15 protein-coding genes, 1 tRNA gene and 1 pseudogene are annotated in these 19,129 nt (G+C 67.5%); 12 read left to right on the forward strand and 5 right to left on the reverse strand.

Annotation, left to right across the window (positions count from 1 at the left end; genetic code table 11):
• The first annotated feature begins 235 nt into the window (after nucleotides 1-235).
• The 3 genes and pseudogenes from C7H84_RS10920 to C7H84_RS37135 all read left to right on the forward strand — a co-directional run.
• The gene (locus tag C7H84_RS10920) at nucleotides 236-1,306 is read left to right on the forward strand and encodes an FUSC family protein (RefSeq protein ID WP_121858822.1); all 1,071 of its coding nucleotides are present in this window, start codon (nucleotides 236-238) and stop codon (nucleotides 1,304-1,306) included.
• Between the two features lie 343 nt (nucleotides 1,307-1,649).
• Nucleotides 1,650-2,987, forward strand: a complete 1,338-nt coding sequence (gene argG, locus C7H84_RS10930; RefSeq protein WP_121858824.1) for an argininosuccinate synthase — start codon at nucleotides 1,650-1,652, stop codon at nucleotides 2,985-2,987.
• A 167-nt stretch (nucleotides 2,988-3,154) separates the two neighbouring features.
• Nucleotides 3,155-3,301: pseudogene (locus tag C7H84_RS37135) on the forward strand (shikimate kinase); the annotation flags it as partial.
• A 78-nt stretch (nucleotides 3,302-3,379) separates the two neighbouring features.
• Here the strand turns inward: C7H84_RS37135 and C7H84_RS10940 are convergent.
• Together C7H84_RS10940 and C7H84_RS10945 are read right to left on the reverse strand one after the other, a co-directional pair.
• Entirely contained in the window at nucleotides 3,380-4,690 is a 1,311-nt protein-coding gene (locus tag C7H84_RS10940) for an MFS transporter (protein ID WP_121858825.1), read from the reverse strand.
• Nucleotides 4,691-4,891: 201 nt separating this feature from the next.
• Entirely contained in the window at nucleotides 4,892-5,974 is a 1,083-nt protein-coding gene (locus C7H84_RS10945; protein ID WP_121858826.1) for a tartrate dehydrogenase, read from the reverse strand.
• 108 nt (nucleotides 5,975-6,082) lie between these two features.
• Here C7H84_RS10945 and C7H84_RS10950 point away from each other — a divergent pair, with 108 nt between their 5' ends.
• From C7H84_RS10950 to C7H84_RS10960, 3 genes are all read left to right on the forward strand, one after another.
• Nucleotides 6,083-6,991, forward strand: a complete 909-nt coding sequence (locus tag C7H84_RS10950; RefSeq protein WP_121858827.1) for a LysR substrate-binding domain-containing protein — start codon at nucleotides 6,083-6,085, stop codon at nucleotides 6,989-6,991.
• A 279-nt stretch (nucleotides 6,992-7,270) separates the two neighbouring features.
• A complete protein-coding gene (locus C7H84_RS10955; RefSeq protein WP_121858828.1) occupies nucleotides 7,271-7,897 on the forward strand; it encodes a LysE family translocator in 627 nt (208 codons plus the stop codon).
• A 14-nt stretch (nucleotides 7,898-7,911) separates the two neighbouring features.
• Nucleotides 7,912-8,670, forward strand: a complete 759-nt coding sequence (locus C7H84_RS10960; protein WP_121858829.1) for a class I SAM-dependent methyltransferase — start codon at nucleotides 7,912-7,914, stop codon at nucleotides 8,668-8,670.
• 48 nt (nucleotides 8,671-8,718) lie between these two features.
• Here C7H84_RS10960 and rtcR read toward each other — a convergent pair whose 3' ends face one another.
• Complete coding sequence (gene rtcR / locus C7H84_RS10965) at nucleotides 8,719-10,335, reverse strand: RNA repair transcriptional activator RtcR (RefSeq protein ID WP_121858830.1); 1,617 nt, start codon at nucleotides 10,333-10,335, stop codon at nucleotides 8,719-8,721.
• 336 nt (nucleotides 10,336-10,671) lie between these two features.
• Here rtcR and C7H84_RS10970 point away from each other — a divergent pair.
• From C7H84_RS10970 to C7H84_RS10995, 6 genes are all read left to right on the forward strand, one after another.
• Nucleotides 10,672-10,743, forward strand: a tRNA-Arg gene (locus C7H84_RS10970).
• 255 nt (nucleotides 10,744-10,998) lie between these two features.
• On the forward strand, nucleotides 10,999-12,138 hold the full coding sequence (locus C7H84_RS10975; protein ID WP_121858862.1) for a slipin family protein: 1,140 nt from the start codon (nucleotides 10,999-11,001) through the stop codon (nucleotides 12,136-12,138).
• Between the two features lie 55 nt (nucleotides 12,139-12,193).
• Entirely contained in the window at nucleotides 12,194-13,417 is a 1,224-nt protein-coding gene (locus C7H84_RS10980; RefSeq protein ID WP_121858831.1) for an RtcB family protein, read from the forward strand.
• Between the two features lie 55 nt (nucleotides 13,418-13,472).
• Nucleotides 13,473-14,288, forward strand: coding sequence for a nucleotidyltransferase domain-containing protein (locus tag C7H84_RS10985; protein WP_121858832.1), 816 nt, complete (start codon nucleotides 13,473-13,475; stop codon nucleotides 14,286-14,288).
• 204 nt (nucleotides 14,289-14,492) lie between these two features.
• Nucleotides 14,493-15,653 carry a DUF1176 domain-containing protein gene (locus C7H84_RS10990; protein ID WP_121858833.1) on the forward strand — a complete coding sequence of 387 codons (1,161 nt, stop codon included), beginning with the start codon at nucleotides 14,493-14,495 and terminating at the stop codon, nucleotides 15,651-15,653.
• A gap of 81 nt (nucleotides 15,654-15,734) precedes the next feature.
• Entirely contained in the window at nucleotides 15,735-17,030 is a 1,296-nt protein-coding gene (locus C7H84_RS10995; protein WP_121858834.1) for an aminotransferase class I/II-fold pyridoxal phosphate-dependent enzyme, read from the forward strand.
• 196 nt (nucleotides 17,031-17,226) lie between these two features.
• Here the strand turns inward: C7H84_RS10995 and C7H84_RS11000 are convergent, their stop codons facing one another.
• Together C7H84_RS11000 and pnuC are read right to left on the reverse strand one after the other, a co-directional pair.
• Entirely contained in the window at nucleotides 17,227-18,435 is a 1,209-nt protein-coding gene (locus C7H84_RS11000) for a phosphotransferase (protein WP_121858863.1), read from the reverse strand.
• A gap of 47 nt (nucleotides 18,436-18,482) precedes the next feature.
• Nucleotides 18,483-19,094, reverse strand: a complete 612-nt coding sequence (gene pnuC / locus C7H84_RS11005) for a nicotinamide riboside transporter PnuC (protein ID WP_121858835.1) — start codon at nucleotides 19,092-19,094, stop codon at nucleotides 18,483-18,485.
• Between the last annotated feature and the right edge of the window lie 35 nt (nucleotides 19,095-19,129).

The raw sequence follows: 19,129 nt of genomic DNA on the forward strand, positions 1-19,129 counted from the left end.
CCTCTGCCTCTGCCTCTGCCCTCTGCCCTCTACCGTGTGCCGTGTGCCGTGTGCCGTGTGCCGTCCGCCGTCCGCCGTCCGCCGTCCGCACCGACCGCCCACCACCTGCCGCCCCCCCAACCACCGCGCCGTGGACAGCCCGGGCGCGTTCGGCTAGCGTTACGTCAGCTGCGCGTGCGGCGCGGCGCCGGCCCGCGCAGGCCGCCCGCGCGTATCCCGGCCACCCCGTTCCGTCATGACCGCCCAGCTCCCCGCCCGACTGCCGCCACTCTTGCGCCACGCGCTCCGTCCGCTGCTGGACCCGTACCGCCGCTACCGGCACGCGAAGCTGATCCACGCGGCGCGTGTCGCGCTTGCGATCCTCGTGTCGATCGCGTTGTCCACCGGCCTGCGCGTACCGCATGGCGAATGGTCGACGATCACCGTACTGATCGTCGTCGGTGGCCTGCAGCATCACGGCAACATCCGCAAGAAGGCTGCCGAGCGCGCGCTCGGCACGTCGATCGGCGCGCTCGCGGGGCTCGGGCTGATCCTGCTGTACTCCGTGCTGCACGCGCCGCTCGCGATCTACCTGCTGATGGCGATCGCGTGCGGGATCTGCGCGTATCACGCGATCGGCAAGGCCGGCTACATCGCATTGCTGTCGGCGATCACGATGGTGATCGTCGCCGGACACGGCGACAACGAGATCGTCGACGGCCTGTGGCGCGCGGTGAACGTGCTGGTCGGCATCGCGATCGCGCTGGCGTTCTCGTTCGCGCTGCCGCTCTACGCGACCTACTCGTGGCGCTACAAGCTCGCCGACGCGCTGCGCGCATGCGCGGCCGTACATGCGCGCCTCGCGGGCGACCGGCAGGTGAGCGACGATGCGCACCTGAAGGAAATGGCGGCGCTGAGCGCGCTGCTCGTACAGCTGCGGTCGCTGATGCCGTCGGTGTCGAAGGAATGCGATATCCCGGTCGCGCAGCTCGAGGCGATCCAGCGCGGCCTGCGCCTGTGCATCGGCTACCTGGAGATCCTGTCCAGCACGCTGCCGGCCCGCGACGACCTGGCCGCCCGCGAATACATGCGGATCGAGATGAAGGCGGTGAACCGGCGCATCCGCGACACGCTCGTCGGCGCGAGCCGCGCGCTCAAGTTCGGCACGCCGAGCCGGCTCGCGCCGCGCCGCCGGCCGGCGGATGCACCGCACGACGCACCGCCGCAGCAGCTGTCCGGCTACATGTCGATCACGGCCAAGCTGGCCGGTGAGGTGGAGCAGTTGCGCGAGAAACTGCTGGAAACCGCCCGGGCGTGGAATATTTAAGGTCGAGATGAATGCGGGCGAGTTCCGGGCGGCGCCGGGTTGCCTTTCACCAACCTTTCATTGAAGCCGACCGGCACCCTGACTACGGGCGCCCACCGCCGTTCGCCCGTTCCGGCCCCGCAACAGGACTGGCGTAGCGCGCGCATTCCCGCCTGTTTCGCCGCCCGCCCTGCCCCCGCTTCGCGACGGATTATCCGCCCGGTTAACGACCCGCCAGCCCCGCCGCGACGGCCGCGGCGACGTATCGGCGCGAAAATCAGGTCTTGCCCCAACTTCCCGGACAGCCGATACTCGCATATTCCGCGAAATACGATCCCACCGGCTTCAATCCACGGTAATTCCTATGAGCACGATTCTCGAAAGCCTCCCGACCGGCCAGAAGGTCGGTATCGCCTTCTCCGGCGGCCTGGACACCAGCGCCGCGCTGCACTGGATGAAACTGAAGGGCGCCGTCCCATACGCATACACGGCGAACCTCGGCCAGCCCGACGAAGACGATTACGACGCGATCCCGAAACGCGCGATCGAATACGGCGCAGCCGGCGCCCGCCTGATCGACTGCCGCGCGCAGCTCGTCGCCGAAGGCATCGCGGCGCTGCAAAGCGGCGCGTTCCACATCACGACGGCCGGCGTCACGTACTTCAACACGACGCCGATCGGCCGCGCCGTGACGGGCACGATGCTCGTCGCCGCGATGAAGGAAGACGGCGTCAACATCTGGGGCGACGGCAGCACGTACAAGGGCAACGACATCGAGCGTTTCTACCGCTACGGCCTGCTCGTGAACCCGGATCTGAAGATCTACAAGCCGTGGCTCGACCAGACGTTCATCGACGAGCTCGGCGGCCGTGCCGAAATGTCCGAATTCATGAACCAGGCCGGCTTCGCGTACAAGATGTCGGCCGAGAAGGCCTATTCGACCGACTCGAACCTGCTCGGCGCGACGCACGAAGCGAAGGACCTCGAAAGCCTCGAAAGCGGCATCAAGATCGTGAACCCGATCATGGGCGTCGCGTTCTGGCGCGACGACGTGAAGATCGCCGCCGAGGAAGTGACGGTGCGCTTCGAAGCCGGCCAGCCGGTCGCGCTGAACGGCGTCGAGTTCAAGGATCAGGTCGAGCTGCTGCTCGAGGCGAACCGCATCGGCGGCCGCCACGGCCTCGGCATGAGCGACCAGATCGAGAACCGCATCATCGAAGCGAAGAGCCGCGGCATCTATGAGGCCCCGGGCCTCGCGCTGCTGTACATCGCATACGAGCGTCTCGTCACCGGCATCCACAACGAAGACACGATCGAGCAGTACCGCGAGAACGGCCGCCGTCTCGGCCGCCTGCTGTACCAGGGCCGCTGGTTCGACCCGCAGGCGATCATGCTGCGCGAAACGGCCCAGCGCTGGGTCGCGCGTGCGATCACCGGCGAAGTGAAGATCGAACTGCGCCGCGGCAACGACTACTCGATCCTGAGCACGAAGTCGCCGAACCTCACGTATCAGCCGGAACGCCTGTCGATGGAGAAGGTTGCATCGACGTTCTCGCCGCGCGACCGGATCGGCCAGCTTACGATGCGCAACCTCGACATCACCGATACGCGCGACAAGCTGCGCGTGTACTCGCAGGTCGGCCTGCTGACGCCGGGTGAATCGTCGGCGCTGCCGCAGATCAAGAGCGACAGCGGCGAGTAAGTCGCTTCGTTCTACGCCGTGCCGCATCGTCGAATGCGGCACCGCCGGGCAGGCTGCACGTGTGACGCATCATCACGCACGCAGCCTGCCGCTTCCCCTCTCCCCGCCTTTCCGCTTTTCCTCCGTATTCACATCACGCCGCGTGACGCACCTACGGCCATGCACCGGACTGGGAGCGGCAACGAATCGCCGAGATGTATCGGGAAGGGTATGCGTCGCGCGCGTTCAGCGATTGCGTGATCGATACGTCGAACGCGTCGGCGGATGTGTGCGCGACGAAAATCGCTTGCCGCGCGGCGCTTCCCGCCCATTGACGCGGCGCCTTCGGCCGCACGCCGTCTTCAGCGCACCGCGCGTGCGTCCGGATGCATGACCGCGGACGCGCGCCGCCGTCAATGATGCTGCCGCACGCCCGGCACGACCTGCTCTCGCGCGCCCTTGCGGCTGAGCATCAGCGTGACGACCGCCGACACCGCGAGCGTGCCTGCGACCACGTACAACCCGGCCGCATAACCGCCCGTCACCTGCTTGAGCCAGCCGATCGCGAACGGGCCGACGAACCCGCCGAGGTTGCCGATCGAGTTGATCATCGCGATCCCCGCGGCCGCGCCGGCGCCGGACAGGAACGCGCTCGGCATCGCCCATAGCGGCGCCTTCGCGGCGCTGATCCCGATGTTCACGACGACCAGCGCGAGCACGGTCAGCAGCGCGGTGCTCGCCTGTCCCGCGAACACGAAGCCGATGCACGCCAGCACGCACGGAATCACGACGTGCCACGTGCGCTCGCCACTGCGGTCCGAATGCCGCGCCCACAAGATCATCGCGACGACGGCGGCGATGCTCGGGATGCCGGTCAGCAGCCCCGTCTGCAGCGCGGTGAAGCCGAACTGCTTGACCATCAGCGGCGCCCATAGCCCCAGCGTATAGAGCCCGGCCGACGTGCCGAAGTAGATCAGCGCGAGCGCCAGCACGCGCGGGTCGCGCAGCGCCAGCCACGCGCCTGCCGTGTGCCCGGCGTGGGTGTGCCGCGCGTCGGACTCGGACTTCAGCTTCGCGATCAGCCAGTCACGCTCGTCCGGCTGCAGCCATGCGGCCTTCGACGGTGCATCGGTCAGATACTTCAGCACGACGAAGCCGAGCACGACCGCCGGCAGCGCTTCGACGACATACAGCATCTGCCAGTCGGCGAGCCCGAACATCGGCGGCATCTGCATGATCGCGCCCGACAGCGGCGAGCCGATCGCGGTCGAGATCGGCGCGGCCGCCATGAACCATGCGGCGGCCACCGCACGCTGCTTCGCGGGAAACCACAGGGTCAGGTACAGGATGATGCCGGGGAAGAAGCCGGCTTCCGCCATGCCGAGCAGGAAGCGCAGCACGTAGAAGCTCGTCGGCCCGGCCGCGAACGCGGACACCGCCGACACGATGCCCCACGTGATCATTACGCGCGCGATCCAGATGCGTGCGCCGACGCGATGGAGAATCAGGTTGCTCGGGACTTCGAACAGAAAATAGCCGATGAAGAACAGGCCTCCGCCGAATCCGAACGCGGTCGGCGACAGGCCGATCGCCTTGTTCATCGTCATCGCCGCGAAGCCGACGTTGACGCGATCGAGAAAGCTGACGAAGTAAAGCAGCATCACGAACGGAATGATGCGCCACATCAGTTTCCGCGCGACGCGGGTTTCCAGATCTGCTTGCATGTGTCTCCTCCTTGGAGGGCGAGCCGTTGCGCTGTCCGCGCATGCTCGGTGGGTGCGGCCCCGCATCACGACGAAGCGTGTATGCCAGGCCGGCACCCGGCTCGCGTCGAATGCGCGAGTCGCGGGCCGTACGTTCCAGTCAAAGGCGAACCGACGACGCTCGGCTGCGCAGGTGCGCCTCCGATGCCGTGCGCGCCATCGTCACGCCGCGACCGCCGCGTTCGCGACGCCCTCGCAGACGGCGGCCGTCACCTGCGCGGTCGTCGCGCTGCCGCCGAGGTCGCGCGTGTGCAGCGACGGGTCGGCCGTCACGGCCTCGATCGCCCGCATCACGTGTGCCGCGGCTTCCGCTTCGCCGAGATGCTCGAGCAGCATCACGACCGACCAGAACGTGCCGACCGGATTCGCGAGGCCCTTGCCCATGATGTCGAACGCGCTGCCGTGGATCGGCTCGAACATCGACGGATAGCGGCGCTCGGGATCGATGTTGCCGGTCGGCGCGATGCCGAGGCTGCCGGCGAGCGCGGCCGCGAGATCGCTGAGGATGTCCGCATGCAGGTTGGTCGCGACGATCGTGTCGAGCGACGCCGGGCGGTTCACCATGCGCGCGGTCGCGGCATCGACGAGTTCCTTGTCCCATGTGACGTCGGGGAATTCCTGCGCGATCTGCTTCGCGATCTCGTCCCACATCACCATCGCGTGACGCTGCGCGTTGCTCTTCGTGATGACGGTCAGCAGCTTGCGCGGACGCGACTGCGCGAGCCGGAACGCGAAACGCATGATGCGTTCGACGCCGGCGCGCGTGAGGATCGACACGTCGGTCGCGGCCTCGATCGGATGACCCTGGTGCACGCGGCCGCCCACGCCCGCGTATTCGCCTTCCGAGTTCTCGCGCACGATCACCCAGTTCAGGTCGTCCGGCCCGCAGCGCTTCAGCGGCGCGTCGATGCCGGGCAGGATGCGCGTCGGGCGCACGTTCGCGTACTGGTCGAAGCCCTGGCAGATCTTCAGGCGCAGCCCCCACAGCGTCACGTGGTCGGGCACGTCGGGGTCGCCCGCCGAGCCGAACAGGATCGCGTCCTTGCCGCGCAGCGCGTCCAGACCGTCGGCCGGCATCATCGCGCCATGCTGGCGGTAGTAATCGGCGCCCCAGTCGAAATCCTCGAACTCGAACGCAAAGCGGTCGATGCCGCGGGCCAGTGCTTCCAGCACCTGCTTGCCGGCGGGCACGACCTCCTTGCCGATGCCGTCGCCGGGAATGGTCGCGATACGGTAGGTCTTCATGCTGACATCCTCGATTGATCGTGAGCGTGAATGCACTTTACTCAACTGGAAACGCCGTAACCGGCGCTATACTCAAAGCATCTTTAACTTAAATTCATGAATCCCGTCATGGCCGAAACCGTCCAGCCGGCCGATCTCGCCTTCTTCTCGACGCTGGCCGCGGCCGGCAGCCTGAGCGCGGCCGCGCGCGAACTCGGGCTGACCGCGGCGGCCGTCAGCAAGCGGCTCACGCAGATGGAGCGGCGCGCGGGCGTGACGCTCGTCAACCGCACGACGCGGCGCATGATGCTGACGCCCGAGGGCGACGTGTATCTCGACTACGCGCGCAGGATCCTCGATCAGATGGACGAACTCGGCGAACTGCTCGGCAGCGCGAAGCAACGGCCGAAGGGGCTGCTGCGCGTGAACGCGACGCTCGGCTTCGGGCGCAGCCACGTCGGCCCGGCGATCTCGCGCTTCGTCGCGCGTTATCCGGAAGTGTCGGTGCAGCTGCAACTGTCGGTGATGCCGCCGCCGCTCACCGACGACGCGTTCGACGTGTGCATCCGCTTCGGCGAGCCGCCCGACACGCGCGTCGTCGCGCGGCGGCTCGCGCCGAACCGCCGGCTGCTGTGCGCGGCGCCCGCGTACCTCGCGCGGCACGGCACGCCCGGCACGCCGCACGAGCTGACGCGGCACAACTGCATCGGCATCCGGCAAGGCGACGAAGGCTACGGGATCTGGCGGCTGTCGAGCGGACGCGGTGCGGCGCGCAACACGGAAGCGGTGCGGATCAACGGCAACCTGACGACGAACGACGGCGAGATCGCGGTGAAGTGGGCGCTCGACGGGCACGGGATCCTGATGCGCGCCGAATGGGATATCCGCGACTATCTGGCCGACGGGCGCCTCGTCGTCGTGCTGCCCGACTACGAGACGCCGAGCGCGGATATCTACGCGGTGTATGCGCAGCGGCACCAGATGTCCGCGCGGATCCGGACGTTCGTCGAGTTTCTGGCGGGGGAGCTGGGCGGGTGACGACCGAGCGGGCAGACGCGGACGCGCCCGTTCGCGAACGATGTCCGAAGGCCGAGCCCGGCAGCGCTGCAGCGATGCAACAAATGATTGCCCCGGCCAAAAAACGCCAGAATTCTGGCGATCCGGACGCGAAATCGCCAGAATAATTGCATTCTTGCGCGTGCCGACGACCTCGAAAATGGCATTTGACACGCGCTCGCGACAGCATCGGCAGCCGTTCACCGAACCGAATACAATGCGTCGATCCCCCGCCGCTGCGCCCACCCTGCCGGAGCCGCCATGTTCGACCTGACCACGCTGACCACCTTCACGGCCGTCGTCCTGGGCCTGTTCCTGATTCCCGGCCCCGCCGTGCTGCTCGTGCTGAGCCGCACCGTGCAGGGCGGCCGCAAGACCGGCATCCTGACCGGGCTCGGCGTCGCGAGCGGCGACTTCGTGCATACGCTGTTCGCGGCCGTCGGGCTGTCGGCGCTGCTGATGACGTCGGCGCTCGCGTTCAACGTCGTGAAGCTGGTCGGCGCCGCGTACCTGATCTATCTCGGCGTGCGCGCGTTGCTCGACAAGCAGTCCGATCCATCGCTGCCGAAGGTATCGCCCGTCACGCCGCTGAAGGCCTACCTGCAGGCGATTCCCGCCGAAGTGCTGAATCCGAAGACAGCGCTGTTCTTCCTCGCGTTCATGCCGCAGTTCGTGCATCCGGAACGAGGCTCGACGTTCGTGCAGTTCGCGGTGCTCGGGCTGATCTTCGTCGTGCTGAGCTCGCTCTATACGACGCTGATCGCCTGCTCGATCCGCCCGCTCGGCCGCGTCGTGAAGCGGCTCGCGTGGCTCACGCGCTGGCAGGGGAAGATCATCGGCTCGATCTTCATCGCGCTCGGGCTGCGCGTCGCGGCGCAGCAACGCTGACGCACGCGTTGCGCATGACGTCCGGTTCGGCACCCGGCGAAATTCTCTACAGCGACCCGCGCCTCGTCGCGGTTTACGACCGGTTCAACGCCGGCGATCGCGACTTCGCGTTCTACGCGTCGCGCATCGGCACGACGCGGCAACGGATTCTCGATCTCGGCTGCGGCACCGGCACGTTCGCGCGCCGGCTCGCGGCGGCCGGGCACGACGTCGTCGCGATCGATCCCGCACCCGCGATGATCGACCATGCACGACGCCAGCCTGGCGCCGGCGCGGTGCGGTGGTTCGCGTGCGACGTCGACAGCCTGCCGCCCGGCACGCCGTTCGATGCCGTCGTGATGACCGGGCACGCGTTCCAGTGCCTGCTGACCGACGCGGACATCGACGCGACGCTGCGCGGCGTACGCCGCGTGCTGGCCGACGGCGGGCGCTTTCTGTTCGAAACCCGCAACCCGCGTGTCGAGCCTTGGCGTGCGTGGACGCCGGCGGCGTCCGCATCCCGCATCGAATCACTCGAGTTCGGTGTGGTCGAACTCCATCACCGGGTGACCGCGATCGACGGGCCGATTGTATCGTTCGACACGGTCTACCACTTTCATCGCGACGACACGCAGGTGACGAACGCAAGCCGGCTGCGCTTCATCGCACAGCCCGACCTGCAGGCCCGCGTCGCGGCCGTCGGGTTTTCATCGGCCGACTGGTGCGGCGACTGGCAGGGGGCGCCCTTCGACGACGCGGCCAGCGCGGAAATCATCGCGATCTGCCGCGCGTAAGTGCGTGAATGTGTGAGGGCGTGAGTGCGTGAATGTCGCCGTGCTCGACTAGCTCGCTCCCAACACGTTACGCACGCTCTCCCAATCGAGCCCGAACCGCGCAAGATACTTGCGCAACCGGTCGGCATCGTTCGGCTGCTTCTTGTTCTGCCGCGACACCGCAAACAACGCACGCCCGGCCTCCGACAGACTCGCCGACACGCGGCACACGTCGAGCACGCGTTCGAGCTGCGCGCGGTCGAACAGGTCGAGTTCCGCCGCGCGCGCACCAAATACCGCATCGACGCATCCGTCCGACCCGCGCTCCCCGCCCGATGACGACCACGTGCGAGTCAGCCGCTCGACCTCCTGTTCGGCGATCGCCTCGGTAATGCGCCCTGCGTCGGCGAGCGTCGCCATCCGCGTGATCGATGCGGACAACTCACGGAAGTTGCCGGCCCACGCCGCACGCGGCGACGCCGCGAACGCGAGATAGCGCCGCTTCGCTTCGACGTTGAACCGCACCTGCTCGCCCTGCTCGCGGCCGAAGCGATCGAGCTCGAACTCGAGGTTCGGCTCGATGTCCTCGCGACGCTCCGCCAACCCGGGCAATTCGTACGTCCACAGGTTGATCCGCGCATACAGATCCTCGCGAAACGTGCCGGCGGCCACCATCTGCTGCAGGTCGCGATGCGTGCCCGCGATCAGCTCGAAATCGCTGGTCGCCTCGACGTCCGCGCCGACCGGCAGGAAACGCTTCTCCTCGATGGCCTTCAGCAGCATCGCCTGCTCGTCGAGCCCGAGTTCGCCGATCTCGTCGAGAAACAGCAGGCCGCCGTCGGCCGCACGCAGCAAGCCCGCACGCGCGGACTGCGCGCCGGTGAACGCGCCCTTCACATGGCCGAACAGCGTCGACATCGCCGCGTCCCCGCGCAACGTTGCGCAGTTGATCTCGATGAACGGCCCCGCAAGCCGGTGGCGGCCGCGCTTCAGTTCGTACACGCGTTTCGCGAGAAACGACTTGCCGGCGCCGGTCGGCCCGACGAGCAGCATCGGCGCGCGCGAGCGCACGGCGACGCGCTCCAGTTGCTCGATCAGCGCATTGAAGCGCGCGTTGCGCGTCGCGATGCCGGCCTTCAGGAACGACACCGTTTCGTCGCGCTCGCGCGTGAAGCGCTGTGCGATCCGGTTGTAGCGCGACAGGTCGAGATCGATCACCGATAGCGTGCCCGGCCCGCTCGGCCCTTCGTCGGTCTGCTTCGGCGGCCCCGTCTGCACGAGCCGCGCGGGCAGGTAGCGCGCTTCCGCGAGCAGGAACCAGCAGATCTGCGCGACATGCGTGCCGGTCGTGATGTGGACCAGGTAGTCCTCGCGGTCGAGGTCGAACGGATACGCACGCGCAAAGTCGTGCAGCGTCGCGTAGACCTCCTCGAAATCCCACGGATCGCGGATCGTGACCGGCGTGAGCCGCACCTCGGTATGCGGCGACAACTGCGCGAGATCGTCGCGGACCTGGTTCGCGAGCCGCGCGTAATCGGGCGGATGCAGCAACTCGAGCCGATCGATCGCGAGGTCGGGCTGCAGGCAGAGCGATACGGTCGGCCGCCACTTGCGATAGCGGCGCGGCGCGCGGCCGCCCTGATCGAGCACGGTGCCGAGAAAGCCGATGGCGACGGTCTTGCGCATGTTTATCTCATGGGATAATAAGCGATCCGATTGTATCGGAATATCGTCACGATGCGAGTCCGCCATCTTCCGCATCCAGCAGTTGCAAATCAAAATACTTCTTTTAGTTCAATGACTTGATCGAACTCCGTCCATTTGCCCCACCCGCTGGCACGCTCCTCGCTAAATAGAAGACGCCGGATGTCCCGCTGGCCCGCGAGCCAGGGTTCACAAAGCCCTGCTGGTGCGCCGCCGCCGAACTTCGATTCGTTGCGGCAGCGCATGCCGCCATGGACAGACGAAGGCAAAGGGGCGCGCGAGGCAGCCTTGTCCGGGTTCGAATCCCGGAGCGCCCACTGTTCGGAAGCTCAACAGGTAGAGCAGCCGGCGCGAGCCGGTGTGTGGCGGGTTCGAATCCCGTCCGAACGCTGTCCGCAAGGACGGTCTATTGAAGAAGCAGTACCCGCCGGTGCGGGCCGACAGGCCCGCCGCGCGTCGGACCGGTTGCGGTTCCGCGCGATCGGCCGGGCGGCCGGACGGCCCGCGCGACTGCGCACGACGACGCGATGCACGATGCGTCGCCGCGTGCGGCCGCGCGGCCCACGCGCCGCCCGCCCGGTCGCGTCGCACCGCGATCCGTGCGATGCGTGTCGCCCGGCGGCCATTGAAGAAAAGGACAAGAATATGTGGAAGCGTCATGTGGTGAAAAAGAACGAACGCGCGCTGCTGATGAATGAAGGCGATTTCGTGAAGGTGCTGGAACCGGGTGTGTTCAAGGCCTTCGATCCGTTCAAGCGCCTGTCGGTGCAGACCGCGCGTCTCGACGCGCCGCTCGCCGATATCGCGCTGGCCGACTACCTGCGCCACGATGCGCCGGACGTGCTCGCGCAGTACTTCGTCGCGATGGATCTGGCCGACGACGAAGCGGGCCTGCGCTATGAAGACGACGTGCTCGTCGAGATCCTGCCGCCCGGCACGCGCCGGCTGTACTGGCGCGGCCTGATCGCGCACCGTCTGGAGCGCGTCGATCTGGCACAGGACAGCCTGCTGCCGGCCGCGCTCGCGAAGCGCATCGCGCAACCGGCGTTGCGGGCGCGTGGCGTCGCGGGCCTGACGGGCGTGCTGCTTGCGCAGGTGCCGGCCTATCACGTCGGCGTCCTGAAGATCGACGGCAAGATCGAGCGGCTGCTGGATGCGGGCGTTGCAGCGTTCTGGCGCTTCAACCGCGACGTCGCGGTCGAGCTCGTCGACCTGCGCGTGCAGGCGCTCGAAGTCGCGGGACAGGAAATCCTGACGCGCGACAAGGTCGCGCTGCGGCTGAACCTCGCGGCAACGTGGCGCTATGCGGACGTGCTGCAGGCGTTCGGCCAGTTGCAGAAGCCGGTCGAGCACCTGTATCGCGAGCTGCAGTTCGCGCTGCGGGCGGCCGTCGGCACGCGCTCGCTCGACGAGCTGCTGGAGGACAAGCAGGCGATCGACGACGTCGTGATCGCGCAGGTGCGCACGCGCCTTGCGCAATCGGGTGTGGACGTGCGCAGCGTCGGCGTGAAGGATATCGTGCTGCCGGGCGACATGAAGACAATCCTCGCGCAGGTGGTCGAAGCCGAAAAGGCCGCGCAGGCGAACGTGATCCGCCGCCGCGAGGAAACGGCCGCGACGCGTTCGCTGCTGAACACCGCGAAGGTGATGGAAGAAAACCCGACCGCGCTGCGCCTGAAGGAGCTGGAAACGCTCGAGCGCGTCGCGGAACGGATCGACCGCATCTCGGTGTTCGGCGGTCTCGACCAGGTGCTGAACGGACTCGTCAGCATCAAGGGCGCGTGATCGATGAAGCGGCGCGGCGCAGGTGTGCCGCGCCGGATGAATGAAGGTGAAGCGAATGAGTAACGACGATTTTCAGGTGATGGAACTGGCGAACGGCAAGCCGGTGAAGATGTGGACGCAAGGCGTCGCGGTCGAGGACGACGCGCGCACGCAATTGCGCAACACCGCGCAGATGCCGTTCATCTTCAAGCATGTCGCGGTGATGCCGGACGTGCACCTCGGCAAGGGCTCGACGATCGGCAGCGTGATCCCGACGAAAGGCGCGATCATCCCGGCGGCGGTCGGTGTCGACATCGGCTGCGGGATGATGGCCGCGCGCACGACGCTGAGCGCGGCCGACCTGCCGGATTCGCTGGGCGGGCTGCGCAGCGCGATCGAACGCGCGGTGCCGCACGGCCGCGCGCCGGGCCGGCGCGATCCCGGTGCGTGGGGCGATCGCACGCCGGCCGCCGTGACGGATGCATGGAAGTCGCTGCAGCCGGGTTTTCAGCGGATCGTCGACAAGTATCCGAAGCTGGAAAAGACGAATCACTACGCGCATCTCGGCACGCTCGGCACAGGCAACCACTTCATCGAGGTGTGCATCGACGAGGGCGATCGTGTGTGGTTCATGCTGCACAGCGGCTCGCGTGGCGTCGGCAACGCGATCGGCAGCCTGTTCATCGAACTCGCGCAGGCCGACATGCGTCAGCACATCGCGAACCTGCCGGATCGCAACCTCGCGTATTTCACCGAGGGCAGCCGGCACTTCGACGATTACGTCGAGGCGGTGGGCTGGGCGCAGGACTACGCGCGCCGTAACCGGCAAGCGATGATGGATGCGGTGATCGGCGCGGCGCGCGGCGTGATCGCGAAGCCGTTCGCGGTCGACGAACACGCGGTGAACTGCCACCACAACTACGTGCAGCGCGAACGCCACTTCGGCGAGGACGTGCTCGTGACCCGCAAGGGCGCGGTGTCCGCGCAGAAGGGGCAGCTCGGGATCATTCCGGGCTCGATGGGCGCGAAGAGCTTCATCGTGCGCGGGCTCGGCAATCCGGAGAGCTTCTGTTCGTGCAGCCACGGCGCCGGCCGCGCGATGAGCCGGACCGAAGCGAAGCGCCGCTTCACGGTCGACGACCAGGTAAGCGCGACGCGCGGCGTCGAATGCCGGAAGGACGCGGGCGTCGTCGACGAAATCCCGATGGCCTACAAGGACATCGATGCGGTGATGGCGGCGCAGCGCAGCCTCGTCGAAGTGGTGCACACGCTGCGTCAGGTGGTGTGCGTGAAAGGATAGCGCGGGGCGCGGCCGGAAGCCGGCCGGCCGCGCGCAATGAAAGGGAAGGACAACGATGAAAACGGCAACACCATTGAAAACGGTACGCAGCGCGCACCCGGTCGATCCGGCCGTACGCGCGCGCGTGATGACGGAACTCGAGGACGTCGAGCGCCGCCACGATGTGAGCGTGCTGTTCGCGTGCGAATCGGGCAGCCGCGGCTGGGGCTTCGCGTCGCCGGACAGCGACTATGACGTGCGCTTCGTGTACGTGCACCGGCGCGACTGGTACCTGCGCGTGGAACCGCAACGCGACGTGATCGAGCGACCGCTCGACGACGAACTCGACGTGAGCGGCTGGGAGTTGCGCAAGGCGCTGCAACTGCTGCACCGGTCGAACCCGACGCTGCTCGAATGGCTCGCGTCGCCGGTCGTCTATCGGGAAGATGTGCGCTGGACGCCGCGGCTCCGGTCGCTCGCTACTGCATTCTTCTCGCCGATGCGCGGACGGCATCACTACCTCGCGATGGCGAAGAAGAACTTTCGCGGCTATCTGCAAGGCGACACGGTGCGCTACAAGAAGTACCTGTACGTGCTGCGGCCGCTGCTTGCAGTGCGCTGGATCGACCTGGGGCTCGGGATGCCGCCGATGCGTTTCGCGGATCTCGTCGACGGCACCGTGCATGAGCCGGCGGTGCGCGAGGAACTCGACGCACTGCTCGCGTTGAAGATGCGCGCGAACGAAAGCGAGACCGGCCCGCGCCGGCCCGCGATCCACGCGCTCGTCGAAACGATGCTGGCGGACGCCGAACACGATCGCGACTACAAGCGGCCGTGGGGTGATGCGGCCATGCTCGACGCGTTCCTGCGCGACGTGGTCGACGCCCGCTGACGAACTAACGGCGCGATACCCGCGGGCATCGCGCCGTTTCCGTTCCAGCTTTCGTCCTGCCTTCGTCACACGAATCGTCATCGCAGCGGCGGTATACTTGAAGCAGTCCAGCCGCGCCCGATTCGCATCGCGCGCTTACGACGCGCTTGCAATCACGGCAACCGGACGTCTGCCCTTCCCCCGTCATCGCCGATACGAACCGTCATGTTTCGTCATCTCCCGTTTGCCGTCGCCGCCACCCTGCTCACCGCGTCGCTGTCCGCCGGCGCGCACGATCCCGCTCAACACTCCGTTGCACGCGACTTCAAGAACTGGTCGGTCGTGTGCGACAACGCGAATCGCTGCGTCGCCGAAGGCGGTAACGACGACATCGACGACACGCGCACCAGCATGATCGTGCGGCTCACGCGCGACGCGGGGCCCGATGCGCGTCCGTCGCTGGAAATCTTCGCGTCGGCGCCGCTCGACCTGCGTACCGCCCGTGCGGACGGCCAGTCGTTCGACGCGGTGCCTGCCGAGTGGCACGCTGTCGCCAAAACCGGCGACAAGGATGACAACGTCTATCCGTTCCACATCCGCACGAGCGATCCGACGACGATCGAAGCCTGGCTGACCGTGTCCCGCAACGCGCAGATGGTCAGCTTCGGCGACCCGGCGGCAGCGCAAACGCCGCGTGTTTCGTTGTCGGGACTCAATGCCGCGCTACTGCTGATCGACGACACGCAAGGCCGCATCGGCACAGTCACCGCGCTGCTGCGCAAGGGCGCACGGCCCGCGTCGTCGGTGCCCGCGGCGCCTGCGTTGCCGCCCGCCCCGGTTCCCGCGCCGCGCGTGGCGGATCTCACGCCATCGGAACAACGCCCGCTCGTCGACGCGGTGTTCGACAAATTCGCCGGCAGCGTGAAGCGTTGCGCGGCCGATGCCGACGACGAAATGTCGATGCAGGATCGTCGCAAGACCGCATCGGCCATCGCGATCTCGGCCACTGACGCGATCGTGTCGATCCCGTGCCAGACGAGCAGCGCGTACAACCATACCGAGCTGTGGTACCGCGTACACCGGAGCGCACCGTATGCGCCGGCGGCGCTGGACTTCGGCGAACACGCGAGCGCCGGGCTCGACCCGGCATCGTTCGCGAACCAGCTGACCGAAGCAAGCTACGATCCTGCGCGCGCGATGCTGTCGAGCCTCGATCGCGTGCGCGGCGCCGGCGATTGCGGGTCGAGCGCGTCGTGGGTGTTCGACGGCAAGCGCTTCGTGCTGAACGACGTCGCGATGCACGGCGCGTGCAACGGATTGTTCGTGGATCAGTGGCCGCGGCTGTATCGCACGGCCGGTGCGACGGGAAGCGCGCGCCTCCCATAAGCAACGCACCATTCGTTCTAAGGACAGCACCGTTCGCGCTCCTATAATCGGTCGACCATCACAACAACGAACGGAGCACCCATGACCGATCAGGCCTCTTCGAACTGGCGCCTCGAAACCATCGCCGTGCACGGCGGCTATCGCCCCGACCCGACCACGCGCGCGGTCGCGGTGCCGATCTACCAGACCGTTGCGTACGCATTCGACGACACGCAGCACGGCGCCGACCTGTTCGACCTGAAGGTGCAGGGCAACATCTACACGCGGATCATGAACCCGACGACGGACGTGCTCGAGCAGCGGATCGCCGCGCTCGAGGGCGGCATCGGCGCGCTCGCGCTCGCCTCGGGCCAGGCGGCCGTCACGTATGCGATCCAGACGATCGCGGAAGCCGGCGACAACATCGTGTCCGCGAGCTCGCTGTACGGCGGCACCTACAACCTGTTCGCGCATACGCTGCCGCAGTACGGGATCACGACGCGCTTCGCCGATCCGCGCGATCCTACATCGTTCGAGCCGCTGATCGACGCGCGCACGAAGGCGATTTTCGCGGAATCGGTCGGCAACCCGCTCGGCAACGTGACCGACATCGCCGCGCTTGCGGACATCGCGCATCGTCACGGGATCCCGCTGATCGTCGACAACACGGTGCCGTCGCCGTATCTGCTGCGCCCGTTCGAACACGGCGCGGACATCGTCGTGCACTCGCTGACGAAATATCTCGGCGGCCACGGCACGAGCCTCGGCGGTGCGATCGTCGATTCGGGCAAGTTCCCGTGGGCGCAGCACGCGGACCGCTTCAAGCGGCTCAACGAGCCCGACGTCAGCTATCACGGCGTCGTCTACACGGAAGCGTTCGGGCCGGCCGCGTATATCGGCCGCGCGCGCGTCGTGCCGCTGCGCAACATGGGCGCGGCGATCTCGCCGTTCAACGCGTTCCAGATCCTGCAGGGCATCGAGACGCTCGCGCTGCGCATCGAACGCATCAGCGACAACGCGCTGAAGATCGCGCAGCATCTCGCGCGCCATGAGCATGTCGAGTGGGTGAACTACGCGGGGCTGCCCGATCACCCCGATCATCCGCTCGTCGCGCGCTATCTGTCGGGCCGCGCGCCCGGCATCCTGACGTTCGGCGTGAGAGGCGGCCGCGACGGCGGTACGAAGTTCCAGGATGCGCTGAAGCTGTTCACGCGGCTCGTGAACATCGGCGACACGAAGTCGCTCGCGACGCATCCGGCGTCGACGACGCACCGCCAGCTGTCGCCGGCCGAACTCGCGAAGGCCGGCGTGAAGGAGGAAACGGTGCGGCTGTCGATCGGCATCGAGCATATCGACGATCTGCTCGCCGATCTCGACCAGGCGCTCGCGCAGGTGTGAACGGAAGCGGGCGTGCCAGGGTTGGCCGGTATGCCCGCTTCAACTGTCTCGACGTTTCAGCCGCTCCGAGGTGGTCGGCACGGCAACGTACGGTCGTGCGGTCGCGCGGCGTCCCGCAGGAGCAGCGGGCCGCTTCAGCAGTCAGACGGTTTCAGTGAGCGTGCGGCGCGATCGCCGCACCGCAGGGAGATGATGTTCACGCACGCCCGCGCTTCGCGCGCCGGCGTTGCGCCAGCCATTCAAGCAACTGCCGCCCGTCACGTTCGCCGAACCATCGCGCATGCCCGATCAGATAACCGTCGTACGCAACATCGACGATGCCCGGCGCGTTGACAATGCAGCCGAAATACGCGACTTCCGACAACGCGAACTCGGTATGCACGATCGGCAACATCGCGACCAGCGCCGCATACGCATCGTCGCTCAGCGGTTCGAGCGATTCGTAACCGTCGAGCAGCGCGTCGATCTGGTCGTACTCGACGCGACGCGCATCGGCCGGCGCCATCCAGTCGATCGCGTTGCGTTCGATCGCGAGCGCGAGGTCCATCACCGCGCACGTGCGATCCGCCAAGCCGAAATCGAGCACGGTCCGTACTTGCGCACCGGGGCCGGCGTCCGTCCACAGCAGGTTCGACGCATGCCAGTCGCCGTGCGTCCACAGCGGCGGCAGCGCGGGCAATAGCGGCACGAGGCGCGCATGATACGGGCCGATCGCCGCCGCTACGTCACCGCGCCAGTCGCGCGTGCCAAGCGCGCGCACCAGCAGCGGCTGCGCATCGACCCAGCGTTCGAGCGCCCCCGCGAGATCAGCCGACGACAGCACGCGAAAACTCGACAACAGCGTGCGTACGGGCCGCGCCGGTGCGTCGTAACCGGCCGATGCGCGATGCAGTCCAGCCAGCGTGCGGCCGGCCGCGTACGCGTGCGAAGCGTGCGTGAACGGCTTCCACGACATCACGCCGCGATACGCGTCCACACCGGGCGCGACGACGTGCACTTCGTAGGTCCAGTCACCGGCTGCGAACGCCGTCGCGCCATCACGGCCGGCGAGCACGTCCGCGACCGGCACCCCGCGTTCGCGCAGATGCGCGATGAAACGATGCTCTTCCTCGAGCCCGGCGACGTCCCGCAGACTCACGTGATGACGCTTGACGAACAATGCGCGCTCGTCCGTCGTATGCACCAGCACGGCCGCCGAGAACGGCCGCGGGCTGTGCCACGCGAGCTGCGCCGGCGCGCCGATACCATCGATTCGCGCGAGCACGTCCGCGACTTCGTCGTGCGTCATCAGCGGCCAGTCGCGTTCTGCCTGCTCGCCATCGACGCCGAACTGCGGCGGCGCGACGTCCCGCGTGGCGATGGCATCACGCGATGCGGGCGCGTCCGGCTCGAGAGGAAAAGTCATGAACGACATCGCTCCGTAGTGAATCGATCCGTGAACCGGCCCGCAGATCAGCCCGCCGGGTTCGCCGTCGCACGCAGCGCGTCGGCCGTCCGGCTCCAGTCGCGCCAGCCGATGACGGCCAGCGCGATGAACAGCGCGTAGAGTCCGGCCGTCAGGTACAGCTCCTTGAACACGAACATCCCGACGTACACGACATTCACGACGATCCACAGCCCCCACGATGCGATGTAGCGCCGCGCGGTCCAGTATTGCGCGACGAGGCTGAACGCGGTCAGCGACGCATCGACGAACGGCAGCGCCGCATCGGTCCAGCGCGCCATCATCCCGCCGAGCAGCGCGCTGCCGATCACGGCCGCGATCAGGTCGGGCAGCATCTGCCGCGGCCGCACGCCGGTAACGGGCGCAACGTCGCCTTGCGGTGCCACGCCGCCGCTCGCCTCGAGCGACCGCTGCGCGATCCAGCGGCGCCAGCCGTACACCTGCAGCACCGCGAACGCGCCCTGCAGCAGCATGTCGGAATACAGCTTCGCGTCGAAGAAGATCCAGCCGTACAGCGCGACCGACGCGAGCCCGACCGGCCAGCACAGCATGCGCCGCTTCGCGGTCAGCCAGATCGCGAGCGCGCTGACGATCACGCCGGCGATTTCGAGTGGGGACATCGTCAATGCTCTCCTAGTTGGCTGCCGGGGCCGCG

It is taken from the genome of Burkholderia sp. Nafp2/4-1b (assembly GCF_003635165.1).
Lineage (GTDB): Bacteria > Pseudomonadota > Gammaproteobacteria > Burkholderiales > Burkholderiaceae > Burkholderia.